The sequence below is a fragment of the Pseudomonas solani genome, assembly GCF_026072635.1.
Classification (GTDB): domain Bacteria; phylum Pseudomonadota; class Gammaproteobacteria; order Pseudomonadales; family Pseudomonadaceae; genus Metapseudomonas; species Metapseudomonas solani.
Genome location: NZ_AP023081.1, coordinates 6,040,298 through 6,054,965 on the forward strand (window position 1 = coordinate 6,040,298; position 14,668 = coordinate 6,054,965).

The 14,668-nt window shown below is 66.3% G+C and carries 15 protein-coding genes and 1 pseudogene; 10 read left to right on the forward strand and 6 right to left on the reverse strand.

The features are described 5' to 3' along the window. Positions 1–19: 19 nt before the first annotated feature. The 3 genes from pnuC (at position 20) to PSm6_RS27300 (ending at position 2,045) form a co-directional block, all read left to right on the forward strand. A complete protein-coding gene (gene pnuC, locus PSm6_RS27290; RefSeq protein ID WP_265168816.1) occupies positions 20–616 on the forward strand; it encodes a nicotinamide riboside transporter PnuC in 597 nt (198 codons plus the stop codon). 65 nt (positions 617–681) lie between these two features. Then, the gene (locus tag PSm6_RS27295; protein ID WP_265170580.1) at positions 682–1,407 is read left to right on the forward strand and encodes a GntR family transcriptional regulator; all 726 of its coding nucleotides are present in this window, start codon (positions 682–684) and stop codon (positions 1,405–1,407) included. Further along, positions 1,404–2,045: an HAD family hydrolase gene (locus tag PSm6_RS27300; RefSeq protein WP_265168817.1), complete on the forward strand. Its 642-nt coding sequence runs from the start codon at positions 1,404–1,406 to the stop codon at positions 2,043–2,045. Before PSm6_RS27295 ends, PSm6_RS27300 begins: the two co-directional genes overlap by 4 nt. 17 nt (positions 2,046–2,062) lie before the next feature. On the opposite strand, the gene PSm6_RS27305 is transcribed toward PSm6_RS27300, so the two are convergent. Both PSm6_RS27305 and PSm6_RS27310 read right to left on the reverse strand, forming a co-directional pair. Beyond that, a complete protein-coding gene (locus PSm6_RS27305; RefSeq protein ID WP_265168819.1) occupies positions 2,063–3,415 on the reverse strand; it encodes an amino acid permease in 1,353 nt (450 codons plus the stop codon). A gap of 13 nt (positions 3,416–3,428) precedes the next feature. Next, positions 3,429–3,695 (reverse strand): OprD family outer membrane porin, encoded by a 267-nt coding sequence (locus PSm6_RS27310; RefSeq protein ID WP_371876982.1) that lies wholly within the window; start codon positions 3,693–3,695, stop codon positions 3,429–3,431. A gap of 140 nt (positions 3,696–3,835) precedes the next feature. On the opposite strand from PSm6_RS27310, the pseudogene PSm6_RS27315 reads away from it, so the two are divergent. Next, positions 3,836–4,307 (forward strand): annotated as a pseudogene (locus PSm6_RS27315) (Lrp/AsnC family transcriptional regulator). Here PSm6_RS27315 and PSm6_RS27320 read toward each other — a convergent pair. After that, on the reverse strand, positions 4,297–5,301 hold the full coding sequence (locus tag PSm6_RS27320) for an AraC family transcriptional regulator (RefSeq protein ID WP_021220231.1): 1,005 nt from the start codon (positions 5,299–5,301) through the stop codon (positions 4,297–4,299). The pseudogene PSm6_RS27315 and the gene PSm6_RS27320 sit on opposite strands and share 11 nt — an antisense overlap. A gap of 182 nt (positions 5,302–5,483) precedes the next feature. Here PSm6_RS27320 and antA point away from each other — a divergent pair, with 182 nt between their 5' ends. The 4 genes from antA (at position 5,484) to PSm6_RS27340 (ending at position 9,355) form a co-directional block, all read left to right on the forward strand. Beyond that, positions 5,484–6,878 carry an anthranilate 1,2-dioxygenase large subunit gene (antA, locus tag PSm6_RS27325; RefSeq protein WP_265168821.1) on the forward strand — a complete coding sequence of 465 codons (1,395 nt, stop codon included), beginning with the start codon at positions 5,484–5,486 and terminating at the stop codon, positions 6,876–6,878. Positions 6,879–6,881: 3 nt separating this feature from the next. Further along, positions 6,882–7,373, forward strand: a complete 492-nt coding sequence (gene antB / locus PSm6_RS27330; protein WP_043243972.1) for an anthranilate 1,2-dioxygenase small subunit — start codon at positions 6,882–6,884, stop codon at positions 7,371–7,373. 19 nt (positions 7,374–7,392) lie between these two features. Beyond that, positions 7,393–8,412: an anthranilate 1,2-dioxygenase electron transfer component AntC gene (gene antC, locus PSm6_RS27335; protein WP_265168823.1), complete on the forward strand. Its 1,020-nt coding sequence runs from the start codon at positions 7,393–7,395 to the stop codon at positions 8,410–8,412. Between the two features lie 67 nt (positions 8,413–8,479). Further along, positions 8,480–9,355 (forward strand): alpha/beta hydrolase, encoded by an 876-nt coding sequence (locus PSm6_RS27340; RefSeq protein WP_021220227.1) that lies wholly within the window; start codon positions 8,480–8,482, stop codon positions 9,353–9,355. A 33-nt stretch (positions 9,356–9,388) separates the two neighbouring features. Here PSm6_RS27340 and PSm6_RS27345 read toward each other — a convergent pair whose 3' ends face one another. Continuing rightward, on the reverse strand, positions 9,389–10,159 hold the full coding sequence (locus tag PSm6_RS27345; protein WP_148304289.1) for a substrate-binding periplasmic protein: 771 nt from the start codon (positions 10,157–10,159) through the stop codon (positions 9,389–9,391). Between the two features lie 160 nt (positions 10,160–10,319). On the opposite strand from PSm6_RS27345, the gene PSm6_RS27350 reads away from it, so the two are divergent. Together PSm6_RS27350 and PSm6_RS27355 are read left to right on the forward strand one after the other, a co-directional pair. Beyond that, entirely contained in the window at positions 10,320–10,982 is a 663-nt protein-coding gene (locus tag PSm6_RS27350; protein WP_021220225.1) for a phytanoyl-CoA dioxygenase family protein, read from the forward strand. A gap of 179 nt (positions 10,983–11,161) precedes the next feature. Then, positions 11,162–12,523, forward strand: a complete 1,362-nt coding sequence (locus PSm6_RS27355; RefSeq protein ID WP_265168827.1) for a CSLREA domain-containing protein — start codon at positions 11,162–11,164, stop codon at positions 12,521–12,523. Here the strand turns inward: PSm6_RS27355 and mnmH are convergent, their stop codons facing one another. Next, on the reverse strand, positions 12,524–13,624 hold the full coding sequence (mnmH, locus tag PSm6_RS27360; RefSeq protein WP_265168829.1) for a tRNA 2-selenouridine(34) synthase MnmH: 1,101 nt from the start codon (positions 13,622–13,624) through the stop codon (positions 12,524–12,526). It lies immediately after the preceding gene. Then, a complete protein-coding gene (gene selD / locus PSm6_RS27365; protein WP_265168830.1) occupies positions 13,624–14,658 on the reverse strand; it encodes a selenide, water dikinase SelD in 1,035 nt (344 codons plus the stop codon). The genes mnmH and selD overlap by 1 nt, the downstream gene beginning before the upstream one ends. Between the last annotated feature and the right edge of the window lie 10 nt (positions 14,659–14,668).

Consider the following 14,668-nt stretch of genomic DNA (forward strand, 5'->3'; position numbering starts at 1 on the left):
ACCCGCCGAGGCCATCGCCATGTCAACGCTGGAAATCGTCGCCGTGCTCATCAACATCCTCGGCGTCTGGCTCACCGCCCAACGCATCCGCTGGTGCTGGCCGGTGAGCGTCGTCGCGGTGCTGCTCTACGCCTGGATCTTCTTCGGCGTGAAGCTCTACTCCGACATGCTCCTGCAACTGGTCTTCGCCCTGCTGCAGGGTTACGGCTGGTGGCGCTGGAGCAGCGGCCAGAGCGTGGCCGGGAAGGTCCGCGTGGAGCGCCTGCCGCCGCGTGTGGCCCGGGTCAGCCTGCTGGCCGGCCTGCTCGGCGCGGTGCTGCTGGGCAGCCTGATGCACCACTTCACCGACGCGGCCGTGCCCTGGGTCGACGCCCTGCTCACCGCCTTCAGCCTGGTGGCCAGCTTCTGGGCCACGCGCAAGTACCTGGCCAGCTGGGGCCTGTGGATCGTGCTGGATATCGCCTACGTCGGCCTGTTCCTCTACAAGGACCTGCAGCTCACCGCGGCGCTCTATGCCGGCTTCGTGATCCTCGCCGCCTACGGCCTGCACGCCTGGCGCAAGGACCTGGACGCCCAGGACCGCGCCCTGCCCCAGGCCGCCGGGGCCACCTCGTGAACCTCAACCCGGCGCGGCCCTCGTTCGTCAGCGAATCCCAGCCCCCGGGTGCCTGGCGCGCCTCGCTGCCGCACTACCTGCGCATCCGCGACCAGCTGGTGGCCGACCTCGCCGCCGGCCTTCTTCCCGGCGACAGCAAGCTGCCGGCGGAGCGCGAGCTGGCCGAGCGCTTCGCCTGCACCCGCGTCACCCTGCGCCAGGCCCTGCAGCTGCTGGAGCGCGACGGCCTGATCTACCGGCAGAACCGCCGTGGCTGGTACGTCAGCCCGCCGCGCATCCGCTACGACCCCACCGGCATCATCGGCTTCATGGAATACGTCGCCCGCCAGGGCCGCGAGCCACGCACCGAATGCCTGCACGCCGAGCGCCGCCCGGCCGGTGCCTGGCTGGCAAAACGCATGGGCCTGGAGCACCCCGAGGAACCGGTGTTCGTCCTCCAGCGGCGGCGCTGGGTCGACCAGCGCCCGGTGCTGCTGGAATGCAACGTGGTGCTGGTGGACTGGTGCCCGGCGCTGCTCTCCGCCGACCTCGACACCTCGCTGACCACCCTGCTGCGCGAACGCTTCGGCCGGGTGCAATCACGCAGCGAACTGCTGATGCACGCCGAAACCATGAACGAGGCCCAGGCCGGCCTGCTGCAGGTATCCCCGGGCTCCAGCAGCTTCTACCTGGAACGGCTCAACTTCGGCGAGCAGGGCCAACCGGTGGAGTTCGACCAGGAGTTCTGGCGCCCGGACGCCCTCGCCGTGGTGCTGGAAACCCGCTACCCGGGGGAGCCGGCCCAGCCATGAGCCCGCTCGACGCACTGCTGCAGCGCGCCGAAGGCTTGATCTTCGATTGCGACGGCACCCTGGTGGACAGCCTGCCGCTGTATGCCAGCGCCTGGAATGCCGGCTTCGCCGCGTGCGGCAAGGTCATGGACCCGGCCTGGCACGCCGCACGCTGCGGGCTCTCCGAAGCACTGCTGATGGACGCCTTCGAGCACGAACACGGCGTGACGCTGCACCGCGAACAGGTCTCGGCACGCATGCGCCAGCACTACCTGGCCCACCTGGACACGCACCTGCGGGAAATCACCCCGATCACCGCCATCGCCCGCCGCTTCGCCGGGCTCAAGCCCATGGCGGTGGCCTCCAGCGGCTCGCGGGCCATCGTCACCCGCTCCCTGGCCGCCCTGGGCCTGGCGCCGCTGTTCGACGCCGTCGTCACCCTCGACGATACCGGCCAGGCCAAGCCCCACCCGGCCATCCACCTGGAGGCGGCCCGCCGCCTCGGCCTGCCGCCACAACGCTGCCTGGTATTCGAAGACAGCGCCCAGGGCATCGAGGCCGCCCTGCGCGGCGGCCTGCCGGTGGTGGATGTGCTGCCGTTGATCGGCTCGGGCTACAAAGGATCGACGCACTTCTCAGACGCACCACTCGCCCTCTGAGGCCGCAAGAACACCGCTTACCCAATGGTCAGCAACACCAGGAAAGGCGCACCGAACAGCAGCGTCATCCGGAACGCCTCGGTGAAGACGGCCGTGACCAGCACCAGCGCCATCAGCACCAGCCCTATCAGGGTCCCGTAGGGGTAGAGCGGCAGCTTGAACGTCAATGCCTGCTGCTTGCGGGCGTAGTAACGGCGGAAGAACAGGTGGGTCACGAAGATCATCAGCCAGGTGAAGATCGCGCCGAACATCGAGATGGCCATCATCAGGCTGAAGGATTCCTCCGGGTAGAACACGCTGAGCACGGTCGCCACCGCAATCCCCAGGCATGACAGCAGCAGCGCATTGAGCGGGATGCCGGTGCGGGTCAGGCGACCCAGGCCGGCCGGCGCCTGGCCGGCGCGAGACAGGCTGAACATCATGCGGGTGGTGATGTACAGCTGGCTGTTCATGGCCGACAGCGCCGCCACCAGGATCACGAAGTTCATCACGCCGGTGGCCCCGGGAATGCCGATGTACTGCATCACCGTGACGAACGGGCTCTGGGTCTTCCCAGCCTCGTCCCAGGGCACGATGGCCAGCATCAGGGCCAGGGTCAGCAGGTAGAAAACCACCAGCCGCACGATGGTCGCGCGGAACGCCTGGCGCACCGCACGCTCCGGGTCTTCGGCTTCGCCAGCGGCCACGGCGATCAGCACCACGCTCAGGTAACTGAAGATCGAGATGATCACCGCCACCCACATGCCGCTGAAGCCGTGGGGCATGAAACCGCCATGGTCGGTGTAGTGGTGCAGGCCGTACTCCCCGCTACTGGAGCCGAACACCAGCCAGACAGCGAGCAGGATGAAGGCCGCGATGGCCGCCAGCTTGATCGCCGAGAACAGGTACTCGACCTGGCCAAAGGTCTTCACGCTGACGGAGTTGAGCGCCACCAGCGCACTGGAGAACGACAGGATCCAGATCCAGGCCGGCACGTCCGGGAACCAGTACTTCATATACAGCGCAATCGCGGTGACCTCGGTGCCCACGGCCAGCACGATGGCCGCCCAGTAGGCATAGCGCACCAGGAAGCCCACCATCGGGCTGACGTAATACTCGGCGTACGCACCGAACGAGCCGGACGTGGAATGGGCCACGGTCATCTCCGCCAGGCAGCCCATCAGCAGCAACGTGATGAAGGCGCCGATGGCGTAGCTGAGCAGCACGCTGGGGCCGGCGTAGCCGATGGCGAAGGCGAAGGCGCTGCCCATGAACAGCCCGGTACCGATGGCACCGCCGATGGCGATCATGCTCATCTGCCCAGCACTCAGCTGACGGTGAAGGCCCTGTTCACGTTTGGAGATCGAAGCAAATCCAGATGGTTGAGTCATGTGTGCAGTCCCTTCAGAAGATGCTCAGGGAGTATTCGATGATCAGCCGCACTTCGTCGCTATCGACGGTGTCGGCCTTCGCCACCTGCTGGCTTGAGCGCAGGGTCGCCTGCCGCTGGCGCAACGAGAGGTCGCGCGCCTTGCCGGATGGCACCACGTAGCGCACTTCGATATCGCGTTCCCAGCGTTGGCCGTCGTCGCCGTAACGGCCATAAGCGGCATGGGCGCCGCCCCGGTAATGACTGTCGTCGATGCCATCGCTGGATATGTAGCGGGTCATCACAGGTCCTTGCCGTTGTTCATCTACCGAAAAACCATGAACCAACCGAGGCATAATTTTCCTGCAAAGTCGCACCCCTTAAACCAGAAAACAGCATAAAATTCTAAGAATCAGAGAAATAACAGAAGGAAATTGCATTGATCAATTTGGATGCCACTGACCTGCGCATTCTTCAGGCTCTGCAATACGACGGGCGCATCAGCAACCAGGACCTGGCCGAGAAGGTCGCGCTCTCGCCGTCGGCTTGCCTGCGTGTCTGCGGCTACTGGAGGAGGAAGGCATCATCAGTGGATACCGCGCGGAACTGAACGCCGAACGATTGGGTGTCGAGTTCGAGGCGATCGTCCATGTGTCGTTGCGCCAGGACCAGGACGACTGGCACGAGACCTTCATCAAGCGCGTGCAGGAGTGGCCCGAGGTGGTTTCCGGCTATGTCGTCACGGGCGTCAGCAACTATGTGCTGCGGGTCCAGGCGCGGAACCTCAAGCACTTTTCCGACTTCGTGGTGACACGCTGAACCGCACCGCAGGCATCACCGACATCCGCTCGGAGATCGTGCTGCAGCGAATCAAGGACAGTCATACCCTGCTCGACCTGATGCTCAGGAAGTGAAGGAAGCCTTGCCGCGCGCCAGGCTCTGCGAGGGCTGTTCGCCAAAGGCCTGCTGATAATCGCTGGCGAACCGGCCCAGGTGGGTAAAACCCCAACGGGTGGCCGTGGCGGCAACCGTATAGACACCGCGCTCCTCCAGCAGATCGCGACGCACGCCGTTCAGGCGCAAGCGCTTCAGATAACCCAGCGGCGACACCCCGAACCGGCGCTTGAAGCCCTCATGCAGCCGCTGTGGCGATACACCGGCTACCGCCTGGATCTCCATCAGGGTCAGCTCATTCTGGGCATTGCGCTCGATGAACTCGCGAGCCCTGCCCACGTATGCCGGGCAACGGGGCTCACCGACCTGGGCCAGTGCAGCGGAATAGTTATTGGGTTGCGACAGAAGCAGGCCCTTGATCAGGCTGCTCTCCAGGTCGCGGGCCAACAGCAACTGACTGGTGATCGGGCTGGCCTGCTCCAGCTCATCGGCCAGGTAACGCACCATTCGCCACCAGCCGGCGGTCGCCCCCTGCTCGGCATCGACGCGGGCATCGAAATGCACCGGTGCTTCGACCGGCTGCTGCAGCAAGTGCTCGAGCACCTGCTGCATCGATTGGCAAGGAATCACCACCTGCAGCTTGCGGCAGTCAGCGGCGATGGTCAGGCGTTGCTGCTCACGGGGGCAAACGATGATCCCGGTCTGGGTATCGGAACCATGCACCTGCCGGCCCTGACGGATTTCCTGCTCGCCATCCAGCGGCAGGCTGATGCTGTAGCTGGCAAACCCCTCGCGCGCCTCCACGCCTATCACCACCTCGGTGCCGTAGTGGATGCGCCCGATAACGGTGGACAGCGGCCCCAGCCGACTGGCGGCATGCTCGAAGGCCAAGGGGTGCTCGGCACTCACCGACAGGCTGTGGGGGCCGGCGATCGCCGTCATCCAATCACGGGCACCGCCGATGTCGCGCAGGCTGGCTTTGAGTCCCGAAGCACAGGGGTGAGAAAACGGCATAGTCAGTTCCTCAAGGCAGAGCGGCTTATCGTTGTTATGCCGCAAAGCATAGGGCGGCCGGGCGCTCTTTCGCCATAGGCGCCACGAAAACCGGCCAGGGTTGGATGCAAAAGCGGATAGAAGCCGGGACAGGGGCTGGGTCTAATTCGGTGGCATCGGACCACAACAACAAGGTACGCCTGATGACCTCCCGATCCCCCGCTCAATGGCAACGTTTCGTCGAAGGGTGCCTGGACTTCCGCCCCGTGGAAGGCATTTACCGCATCGCCCGCGACATGTTTACCGAACCCGGACTGTTCGACCTCGAGATGGAACTGATCTTCGAGAAGAACTGGATCTACGCCTGCCACGAAAGCGAAATCGCCACGCCCCATGACTTCGTCACGATCCGCGCGGGCCGCCAGCCGCTGATCATCACCCGCGACGGCGAAGGCCGGCTCAATGCCCTCATCAACGCTTGCCAGCATCGGGGCACCACCCTCACCCGGGTCATGAAGGGCAACCAGAGCACCTTCACCTGCCCCTTTCATGCCTGGTGCTACAAAAGCGACGGGCGCCTGGTCAAGGTCAAGGCGCCGGGGGAATACCCGGCCGACTTCGACAAGGCCAGCCGCGGCCTGAAGAAGGCACGCATCGAAAGCTACAAGGGCTTCGTGTTCGTCAGCCTCGACACCGAAGGTGTCGACAGCCTCGAGAGCTACCTGGGCGATGCCAAGGTGTTCTTCGACATGATGACCGCCCAATCCCCCACCGGTGAGCTGGAAGTGTTGCCTGGCCGCAGCAGCTACACCTACGAGGGCAACTGGAAGCTGCAGAACGAAAACGGCCTCGACGGCTATCACGTCAGCACCGTGCACTACAACTACGTGGCCACCGTGCAGCACCGGCAGCAAGTCAACGCCGAAAAAGGACACGCCGCTGGCGACACCCTCGACTACAGCAAGCTCGGCGCCGGAGACAGCGCCACCGACGACGGCTGGTTCGCCTTCGACAACGGCCACAGCGTGCTCTTCAGCGAAATGCCCAACCCCTCGGTCCGCCCCGGCTACGCGAGCATCATGCCGCGCCTGGTGGAGGAATACGGCCAAGGCCGCGCCGAATGGATGATGCACCGCCTGCGCAACCTCAACGTCTACCCGAGCATGTTCTTCATCGACCAGATCAGCTCGCAGCTGCGCATCGTCCGCCCCCTGGCCTGGAACAAGACCGAGGTTCATAGCTTCTGCCTGGGCGTGAAAGGCGAATCCGACGCCGACCGGGAAAACCGCATCCGCCAGTTCGAGGACTTCTTCAACGTCTCCGGCATGGGCACACCGGATGACCTCGTGGAGTTCCGCGAAGCCCAGCGTGGCTTCCAGGCGCGCCTGGAACGCTGGAGCGACATCTCCCGGGGCGCGGGTCACTGGGTCGAAGGGGCGACGCCCAACAGCGAGGCGCTGGGGATAGCCCCGGTGCTGACCGGCATCGAATTCACCCACGAAGGGCTCTACGTGAATCAACATGGAGCCTGGCAGCGTTTTCTACTCGACGGACTGGCCCGCAAGGCCGCCGCGCTCATCGATGTGCAGGAGCTCTGAATCATGAATGCCGAGCTTCAATACCGGGTCGAACAATTCCTCTTCAACAAGGCCGCCTTGTGCGACGCCCAGGACTGGGACCGCTACCTGGCACTGTTCAGCGAAGACAGCGAATTCCACCTGCCACAGTGGGACTCGGAGCACGTGTACACCACTGATCCGAAAACCAGCATGTCGCTGATCTACTACGCCAACCGCGGTGGCCTGGAAGACCGGGTGTTCCGCCTGCGCACCGGCAAGGCCGCCTCGGCCACGCCCATGCCGCGCACCCTGCACCAGGTCGGCAACGTCCGCATCAGCGCACTCGCCAACGGGGATCTCGAGGTCAAGGCGAACTGGCACACCCTGTTCCACCGCCTCGCCAGCACCGACCAGTTCTACGGCCACGCCACCTACCACCTGCGCCCCCATGGCGACAGCTGGTTGATCAGCCGCAAGCATGTGCTGCTGCTCAACGACACCATCAACTCGGTGCTGGATTTCTACCACCTCTGACTGCACGAGACTCCAGATCATGACACACAAGGTTGCCTTCAGCTTCGCCGACGGCAAGACCCTGTTCTGCCCCGTGCAGAACGATGAAATCCTCCTCGACGCCGCTTTGCGCGCCGGCATCAAGATCCCCCTGGATTGCCGTGAAGGCGTCTGTGGCACCTGCCAGGGCCGCTGCGAAAGCGGCCGCTATACCCAGGACTATGTAGATGACGAAGCCCTGAGCCCGGCCGACCTGGCCCAGGGCCGAATGCTCACCTGCCAGACCCGCGTGCACTCCGATGCCAGGTTCTATTTCGACTTCGACTCCAGCGTCTGCCATGCCGCTGGCCCCGAATGCATCACGGCCACTGTGCGCGAGGTCGTGCAGGTCTCCGACAGCACGGCACTGCTGTGGCTCGATGCCAGCCAGTTACCCCGCCAGCTTGACTTCCTCCCTGGGCAGTACGCACGCATGCGGGTGCCGGGCACCGACACCTGGCGGGCGTACTCCTTCGCCAACCGACCTGGCGCTAGCAACCAGCTGCAGTTCCTCGTGCGGCTGCTGCCCGATGGGGTGATGAGCCGCTACCTGCGCGAGCGCTGGCAGCCCGGCGACATCCTCGAGCTCGAAGCGCCCCTGGGCAGTTTCTACCTGCGCCAACTGGAGCGCCCCGTGGTAATGGCGGCGGGCGGCACCGGGCTTTCGGCCTTCCTCGGGATGCTCGACGAAATGGCGGAGAGCGGCCCCCATGGGCAACCGGTCACGCTGTTCTACGGGGTCAACCAGGAGGCCGACCTGTGCGAGCTGGAGCGCCTGGCCAGCTATCACCAACGCATCCCGGGGTTCACCCTGCATACGGTGGTCAACCAGCCCGGCGAGGCCTGGAGCGGCAAGCGGGGCTATATCCCCGAGCACCTGGATGTTCCCCTCGAGCCCGAGCAGAACTTCGACCTCTATGTGTGCGGGCCGCCTCCAATGGTCGACGCAATCAAGCAATGGGCCACCGACCATTGCGTCACAGGAGCTCGGATATTCGCCGAAAAATTCATAGGCAGTTGAACCCAGGGCCAGCGCCGACCCAGCACACTCCCCACCATTCCGCCCCACCCGAGGGGAGCCCAACGCCATGAGTCGCCCCCAAGATCCAGCTGCACTCGCCGCCTATTTCGAAGCCCAGTACAACGCCCGCGCGAGCGTCGACAACTATGAGCGATACCCGCTCCTGTACCGCGAACTGAGCGACAGCGCCCACGCTTCCCTGCCCTGCCACCGCGATGTGCCCTACGGTCCCGGGGCGAATGAGAAGCTGGACATCTTCCCCGGCAGCCAGCCAAACGCGCCGGTGCTGCTGTTCGTCCATGGCGGCTATTGGCGCGCGCTTTCCAAGGCCGCCTCCGCTTTCATGGCGCCGGCCCTGACGGCTGCCGGCGCCTGTGTCGCGGTGCTTGAATACGACCTGGCACCGGCAGTGACGCTGGACCATATCGTCGACCAGACCCGCCGTGCGCTGGCCTGGCTGTACCGGAACGTCGGTGAATTCGGCGGTGCCCCCCAGCGGCTCTACGCGAGCGGCAGCTCCGCCGGCGGCCACCTCACCGGCATGCTTCTGGCCGGTGGCTGGCACGCCTCATACGGGGTGCCCGACAACGTGCTGCGCGGGGCCCTGCCCATCAGCGGCCTGTTCGACCTGGACCCGTTGCGCAGCACCTACGTCAACGACTGGATGCAGTTCGACGCCGATTACGCCCGTCGCAACAGCCCGCTGTTCCACCTGCCAAGCGCAGGCAGCGGTGAGCTGGTAGCCAGCTACGGCGCACTGGAAAGCGAGGAGTTCGCCTGGCAATCGGCCGAGTTCCTGGCAGCCTGGCGGCGGAACGGTTTCGAAGGCCGCACACTCGCAGTGCCTGGCAAGAACCACTTCGATGTCGTGCTCGAACTGGGCGAACCGGGCAGCCCTCTGTACCAGGCCATCTGCCAGCTGATGAAGCTCGACGCTCAATAGGGGCTCGGCCATCAGCGGGCCGGCACGGCCTTTTCATCGCCCGGGGGCCTGTTCATAACGACGCTGGATGCGCTCCACCTCGCCCGAACGGCGCAACTGCTCCAGGGCACGGCCCCAGGCGGCGACCACCGCGTCGTCACTGTCGAGGCTGAAGGCGATGTACAGCGATGAGCGATACAGCTCCACGGGAATGCGCCGCAAGGTGCCGGGGGCGATGCCCAGTTGGCCGCTGTAGTAGGCCACCCCCGCGTCGGTGTCGCCGGCGATCACCGCTGTGCGCCCGGCCAGCAGCATGCGGTAGAGCTGCTGGCTTTCGGCGGCGCTGCGGTCGAGGTTGTCGAAGCCCTGGGCGGCCAGCGTCTGCGGCACCAGGCCGGCGTGGCGGGTGGTGATCTGCGGGGCGCGGCGCAACTGCGCCAGGGAATCCAGCGGCTCGGCGGCATTGGCCAGCTGATAGGGATAGATGCTCTCTTCCACGATCGGCCCCACCCACTTGTACAGAAGCTCGCGCTCCGGCGTGCGGAACATCGAATACATGATGGTCCTGGGTCGGGTGCGCAGTTCGAGGGCGGCACGCATGCTCGGCAGCACCGCCACGGAGAAGTCATCCCCGGTCAAGGCCATGATGGCCCGGACGATATCCGTGGCCATGCCGGTGAGCCGGCCATCCTGCTGGTAGTTGTAGGGCGCCCACTCCTCGGTGACGACCTGGTACTGCGCCGCCCTTGCGGGGAGGCAGAGCAGCAGGCACAGCAAGGTTGCACCGAGTCTCGAATACGTCACGGGGGCGGCCTGGCGCTCCATGCGGTTGATGACCGAAGACGTAATCCAAGCATAGATTCGTGCCCCGCGCACAGGCCCATTGGCACCTGTCGTGCCCCAACCGAAAGACAGCACTTGCCCATCCTCCGGCTCTTGCCCGATGCTTCCGCCCTTTCGGGCTGATAGGGACATCGGGCACACCATGACTGACCGCGAACAACTCCACCGAGATGGCTACGCCCTGCTGCGCCAGGCGATCCCAGCCGGGTGGCTGGACGAGCTGCGCACCCTGTTCGACGCCGGGGTCAAGCCTTCGGACCAATGGCCGGTGCCCCGGGGCCGGGACTGGCGCCATTCCCTGCTGGACCTGGAGCCCAGGGTCCAGGCCCTGTGCCGCCTGCCAGCGGTACTGGCGGCGGTGGGCGAACTGATCGGCGAACGCTTCTTCCTCGCCCAGGTGGAAGGCCGCGAACCCCTGGCCGGCGGCGGCTACCAGCAATTGCACCGCGACCTCTCGGCACAGCGCCCCGGCGACACCATCAACGCCCTGGCCTACCTCGACGACTACGGCCCCGACAACGGCGCGACGCGCATCGTCCCCGGCAGCCACCGCCCGGCGGCGGGAGAACCGCCGCTCGACGTCAATGACGAAACCCGCACCCTGCAGCTCTCCGGCAGCGCAGGGGACATCCTGGTGTTCGATGCCGACCTGGTGCACGCCGGCAGCCTCAACACCCTCGGCGGCCGCCGTCGCACCCTGCTGATCGGCTATTGCGCCGAACCCCTCTACGCCTCGTACCTGGACACACGGCAGCTGCGCGGTATCCGCATGGACGCCCAGGAGCGCTTCGATCCCGTGGAATAGTCCCGAGCGTGCCGTGATGGGTTTCGCTTCGCTCTACGCCATCCTACGAACAGCCGCAGCCCCGCCGTGGGGGCTGTGCGCAACGATTGAGTCGGGCACCATTTTCGCGGCGCACTGTCGTACCTCAGCGGCCTCAGTCGTGCAATCGAGCGCTGATTCCCCACACTGAGGACCTTCCCATGCCAGGCCATTGCCACCGTTCGCTGTCGCTCGTTTTCGCCCTCACCGCCCCACTGGCCGCCGATGCGCTGGAACTGCGCGTCAACACCTTCGCCGATGAAGACGACGGCCAGTGCACCCAGGCCCATTGCTCCCTGCGCGAGGCCATTTCTACCGCCAATGCCACGCCGGGGGAGACCGTCATCCTCCTCAGCACCGGCGACTACCTGCTGCAGAAGGCCAACCCCGACCCGGCCGGCAACTGGCCCGTGGAAGAAGACGCCAACGCCATCGGCGACTTCGACGTACACGGCCAGGTCAGCCTGGTCGGCCGGGGCGCGGCGGTGACCCGCCTCAACGCCAACCGCCTGGACCGCCTGTTCCACGTGCACGCCGGCGCCCAGCTGAAGCTGCGCAACCTCGGCCTCACCGGTGGCCAGCAGATCTACGACGGCGGCGCCCTGCTCAATTACGGCCAGGTGCAGCTCAACCAGGTGGAGTTGGTGGACAACCGCGTGTTCGTCTACATGCCCTACCCGGCCACACAGGCCGGCAACGGCGGCGCCATCGCCAACTTCGGCGTGCTGGAGGTGCACCGCTCGACCTTCCGCGACAACCGCAACTTCGGTGAGGAAGCCCAGAGCGCCGGCAAGGGTGGCGCCCTGTACAACGAGGGCACGCTCACCGTCCGCGACAGCCTGTTCAACGCCAACCGGGCGTCCGACTACGGCGAATGGGGCATGGGTGGCGGGCTCTACAACCAGGGCTCGGCGGACATCGCCCGCACCACCTTCCAGGCCAACGAGGTGCTCAGGAGCGGCTACGGCGCGGCCATCGCCAATGCCGGGCAACTGCGCCTGGCCAACAGCACCCTCAGCGGCAACCGCAGCATCGAACGGGGCGCCTTCGAGAACGGCCACCCCTTCCTGCCGCAGCTGTCCGCCCAGTCCCGTGCCGAGCTGCTGCACGTGACCATCGCCGGCAACGACGGCTGGGGCGTCACCAACCGGGGCGACCTGCTGCTGCGCAACAGCATCGTCGCCGGCAACCGCGCCACGGAGTTCGACGAGGTGCGCAACTGCCAGGGCCTGCCGGGCGCCGTCGACTTCCGCGCCCGTGGCCTGCTGCTGGGCACGGACGGCAGCAACTGCCTGGCGGAGAACTACATCGCCGACGCGGCGACCTTCACCCACCAGCTGTTCCCCCTGCAGGAAAACAACGGTGCCTGGGTGCACCCGCTGCGCCGCACCAGCGCCGCCATCGACGCCGGCGTGGGCAACTGTTCCAGCCACGACCAGCGCGGGCTCGACCGCCAGCGCGACGGCAACGGCGATGGCCTGGTCAACTGCGACCTCGGCGCCTTCGAGCGCGCCTACCCCTGACTAGCGCTGCGCCTGGCGCGCCTGCAGGTAGGCGAGGATCGCCGGGGCGTCGCCGGCGAACTCGATGCGCGCGCCCTTGCTCTCGCGCTGGTAGGCGTACATCGGGTCGTAGTACTCGCGCAGCAGCCCTTCGATCCAGCCCCGGTGCAGCTCCACCGCGCCGCTGCGGCGCTGCTCGTCGAGGGCCTCCTGCATGACCGCGCGCAGGCGCTGGTAGCGTTCGCCGCCGAGGCGCTTCTGGATGTTGTCCATGCTCTGCAGCAGGCGCTCGGCGAAGCGCTCGAAGCCCTGCTCCTCGCCCTGCACGATGCGGAACTCGGCGGCCAGATCGGTCACATAGTCCTTGAGTATCCGCTCGATGCGCCCTTCCAGGCTGTCCTCCAGCCACACCAGCGGGAAGCGCTGCAGGCCCTGGTGCAGCGACAACGGCAACGAGCAGGCGCCGATCATGCGGCTCTCGTCCTCCAGCACGAACTGCTGCTGCCCACGGGCGCGGCGCTTGAGCAGGTCGACGGCGATGCGGTTCTCGAAGTCGATCTGCGAGGGCTGCCCCGTGGCGCGCTTGCCGAAGCTGGAGCCCCGGTGGTTGGCATGCCCCTCGAGGTCGATGCTGTTGGCCAGCGCCGCCACCACTTCGGTCTTGCCGGTGCCGGTCATGCCGCCGACGATGACGAAATCGCACTCCGCCACCGCGGCATCGAGGGTCTCGATGAGGAAGGTACGCATCGCCTTGTAGCCGCCGATCACCCGCGGGTAATCGATGCCCGCCTCCTTCAGCCACTGCTGCACGATCTGCGAGCGCAGGCCGCCACGGAAGCAGTACAGGTAACCCTCGGGGTGGGCCCTGGCGAAGGCGGCCCAGGCCGCCACCCGTTCCGCCTTGACCTTGCCGGAGACCAGATGGTGGCCCAGCTCGATGGCGGCCTGCTGGCCCTTCTGCTTGTAGCAGGTGCCGACCTTCTGCCGCTCGATGTCGGTCATCAGCGGCAGGCTTTCGGTATTGGGGAAGGCGCCCTTGGTGTATTCCACCGGGGCACGCATATCCATCATGGGAACGTCGTTGAGGAAGAGCTCGCGGTAGTCGGTGGCGTTGTCGCGCATCACAGCACCTCTACCGCGTGGCTCTGTCGCTCGATCAGCTGGCCGATGGGCGCCAGCGTCAGCCGCAGCTCGGCCGCCACGGTAAGGAACTCCGCCTCGCCCTCCGGGCTCACCGCCACCAGCAGGCCGCCGCTGGTCTGCGGGTCGCACAGCAGGTCGCGCTGGGCGTCGGTGATCGGCGCGATGCGCTCGCCGTAGCTGTCGAAGTTGCGCAGGGTGCCACCGGGTACGCAGCCTTCGGCCAGGTAGTGCTCGACACCCGGCAGGCGCGGCACGCTGGCGTAATCCAGCTGCGCGGTCACGCCGGCGCCGTCGACCATCTCCACCAGGTGGCCGAGCAGGCCGAAGCCGGTGACATCGGTCATCGCCTGCACGCCGGCCAGCTTGCCGAAACGGCTGCCGGGCTTGTTCAGGGTGCACATCCAGTCGCGGGCCAGGCCCACGTCCTCGGCGCGCAGCTTGGACTTCTTCTCGGCGGTGGTGAGGATGCCGATGCCCAGCGGCTTGGTCAGGTAGAGCTTGCAGCCGGGGCTGGCGGTGTCGTTGCGCTTCATGTGGCGCTTCTCCACCACACCGGTCACGGCCAGGCCGAAGATCGGCTCCGGCGCGTCGATCGAATGGCCGCCGGCCAGGGGGATGCCGGCAGCGTCGCACACGGCGCGACCACCACGGATCACCTCGCGGGCCACTTCCGGCGGCAGCAGGTTCACCGGCCAGCCAAGGATGGCGATGGCCATCAGCGGGTCGCCGCCCATGGCGTAGATGTCGCTGATGGCGTTGGTGGCGGCGATGCGGCCGAAGTCGAAGGGGTCGTCGACGATGGGCATGAAGAAGTCGGTGGTGGAGACCACGCCGCGCTCGTCGTCCAGGGCGTACACCGCCGCGTCGTCACGCGAGGCGTTGCCGACCCACAGGCGCGGGTCGAGGTTCTGCGCGCCGCTGCCGGCGAGGATCACCTCCAGCACCTTGGGGGAGATCTTGCAGCCGCAACCGGCGCCATGGCTGTACTGGGTCAAACGGATCGGCTCGCTCATCACACACCTC

Bases quoted from the DNA above. Each gene is read 5' to 3' on its own strand.
- pnuC (WP_265168816.1), top strand. From the start codon at position 20: ATGTCAACGCTGGAAATCGTCGCCGTGCTCATCAACATCCTCGGCGTC.
- PSm6_RS27300 (WP_265168817.1), top strand. From the start codon at position 1,404: ATGAGCCCGCTCGACGCACTGCTGCAGCGCGCCGAAGGCTTGATCTTC.
- PSm6_RS27305 (WP_265168819.1), bottom strand. From the start codon at position 3,415: ATGACTCAACCATCTGGATTTGCTTCGATCTCCAAACGTGAACAGGGC.
- PSm6_RS27310 (WP_371876982.1), bottom strand. From the start codon at position 3,695: ATGACCCGCTACATATCCAGCGATGGCATCGACGACAGTCATTACCGG.
- PSm6_RS27320 (WP_021220231.1), bottom strand. From the start codon at position 5,301: ATGCCGTTTTCTCACCCCTGTGCTTCGGGACTCAAAGCCAGCCTGCGC.
- antA (WP_265168821.1), top strand. From the start codon at position 5,484: ATGACCTCCCGATCCCCCGCTCAATGGCAACGTTTCGTCGAAGGGTGC.
- antB (WP_043243972.1), top strand. From the start codon at position 6,882: ATGAATGCCGAGCTTCAATACCGGGTCGAACAATTCCTCTTCAACAAG.
- antC (WP_265168823.1), top strand. From the start codon at position 7,393: ATGACACACAAGGTTGCCTTCAGCTTCGCCGACGGCAAGACCCTGTTC.
- PSm6_RS27340 (WP_021220227.1), top strand. From the start codon at position 8,480: ATGAGTCGCCCCCAAGATCCAGCTGCACTCGCCGCCTATTTCGAAGCC.
- PSm6_RS27345 (WP_148304289.1), bottom strand. From the start codon at position 10,159: ATGGAGCGCCAGGCCGCCCCCGTGACGTATTCGAGACTCGGTGCAACC.
- PSm6_RS27350 (WP_021220225.1), top strand. From the start codon at position 10,320: ATGACTGACCGCGAACAACTCCACCGAGATGGCTACGCCCTGCTGCGC.
- PSm6_RS27355 (WP_265168827.1), top strand. From the start codon at position 11,162: ATGCCAGGCCATTGCCACCGTTCGCTGTCGCTCGTTTTCGCCCTCACC.
- mnmH (WP_265168829.1), bottom strand. From the start codon at position 13,624: ATGCGCGACAACGCCACCGACTACCGCGAGCTCTTCCTCAACGACGTT.
- selD (WP_265168830.1), bottom strand. From the start codon at position 14,658: ATGAGCGAGCCGATCCGTTTGACCCAGTACAGCCATGGCGCCGGTTGC.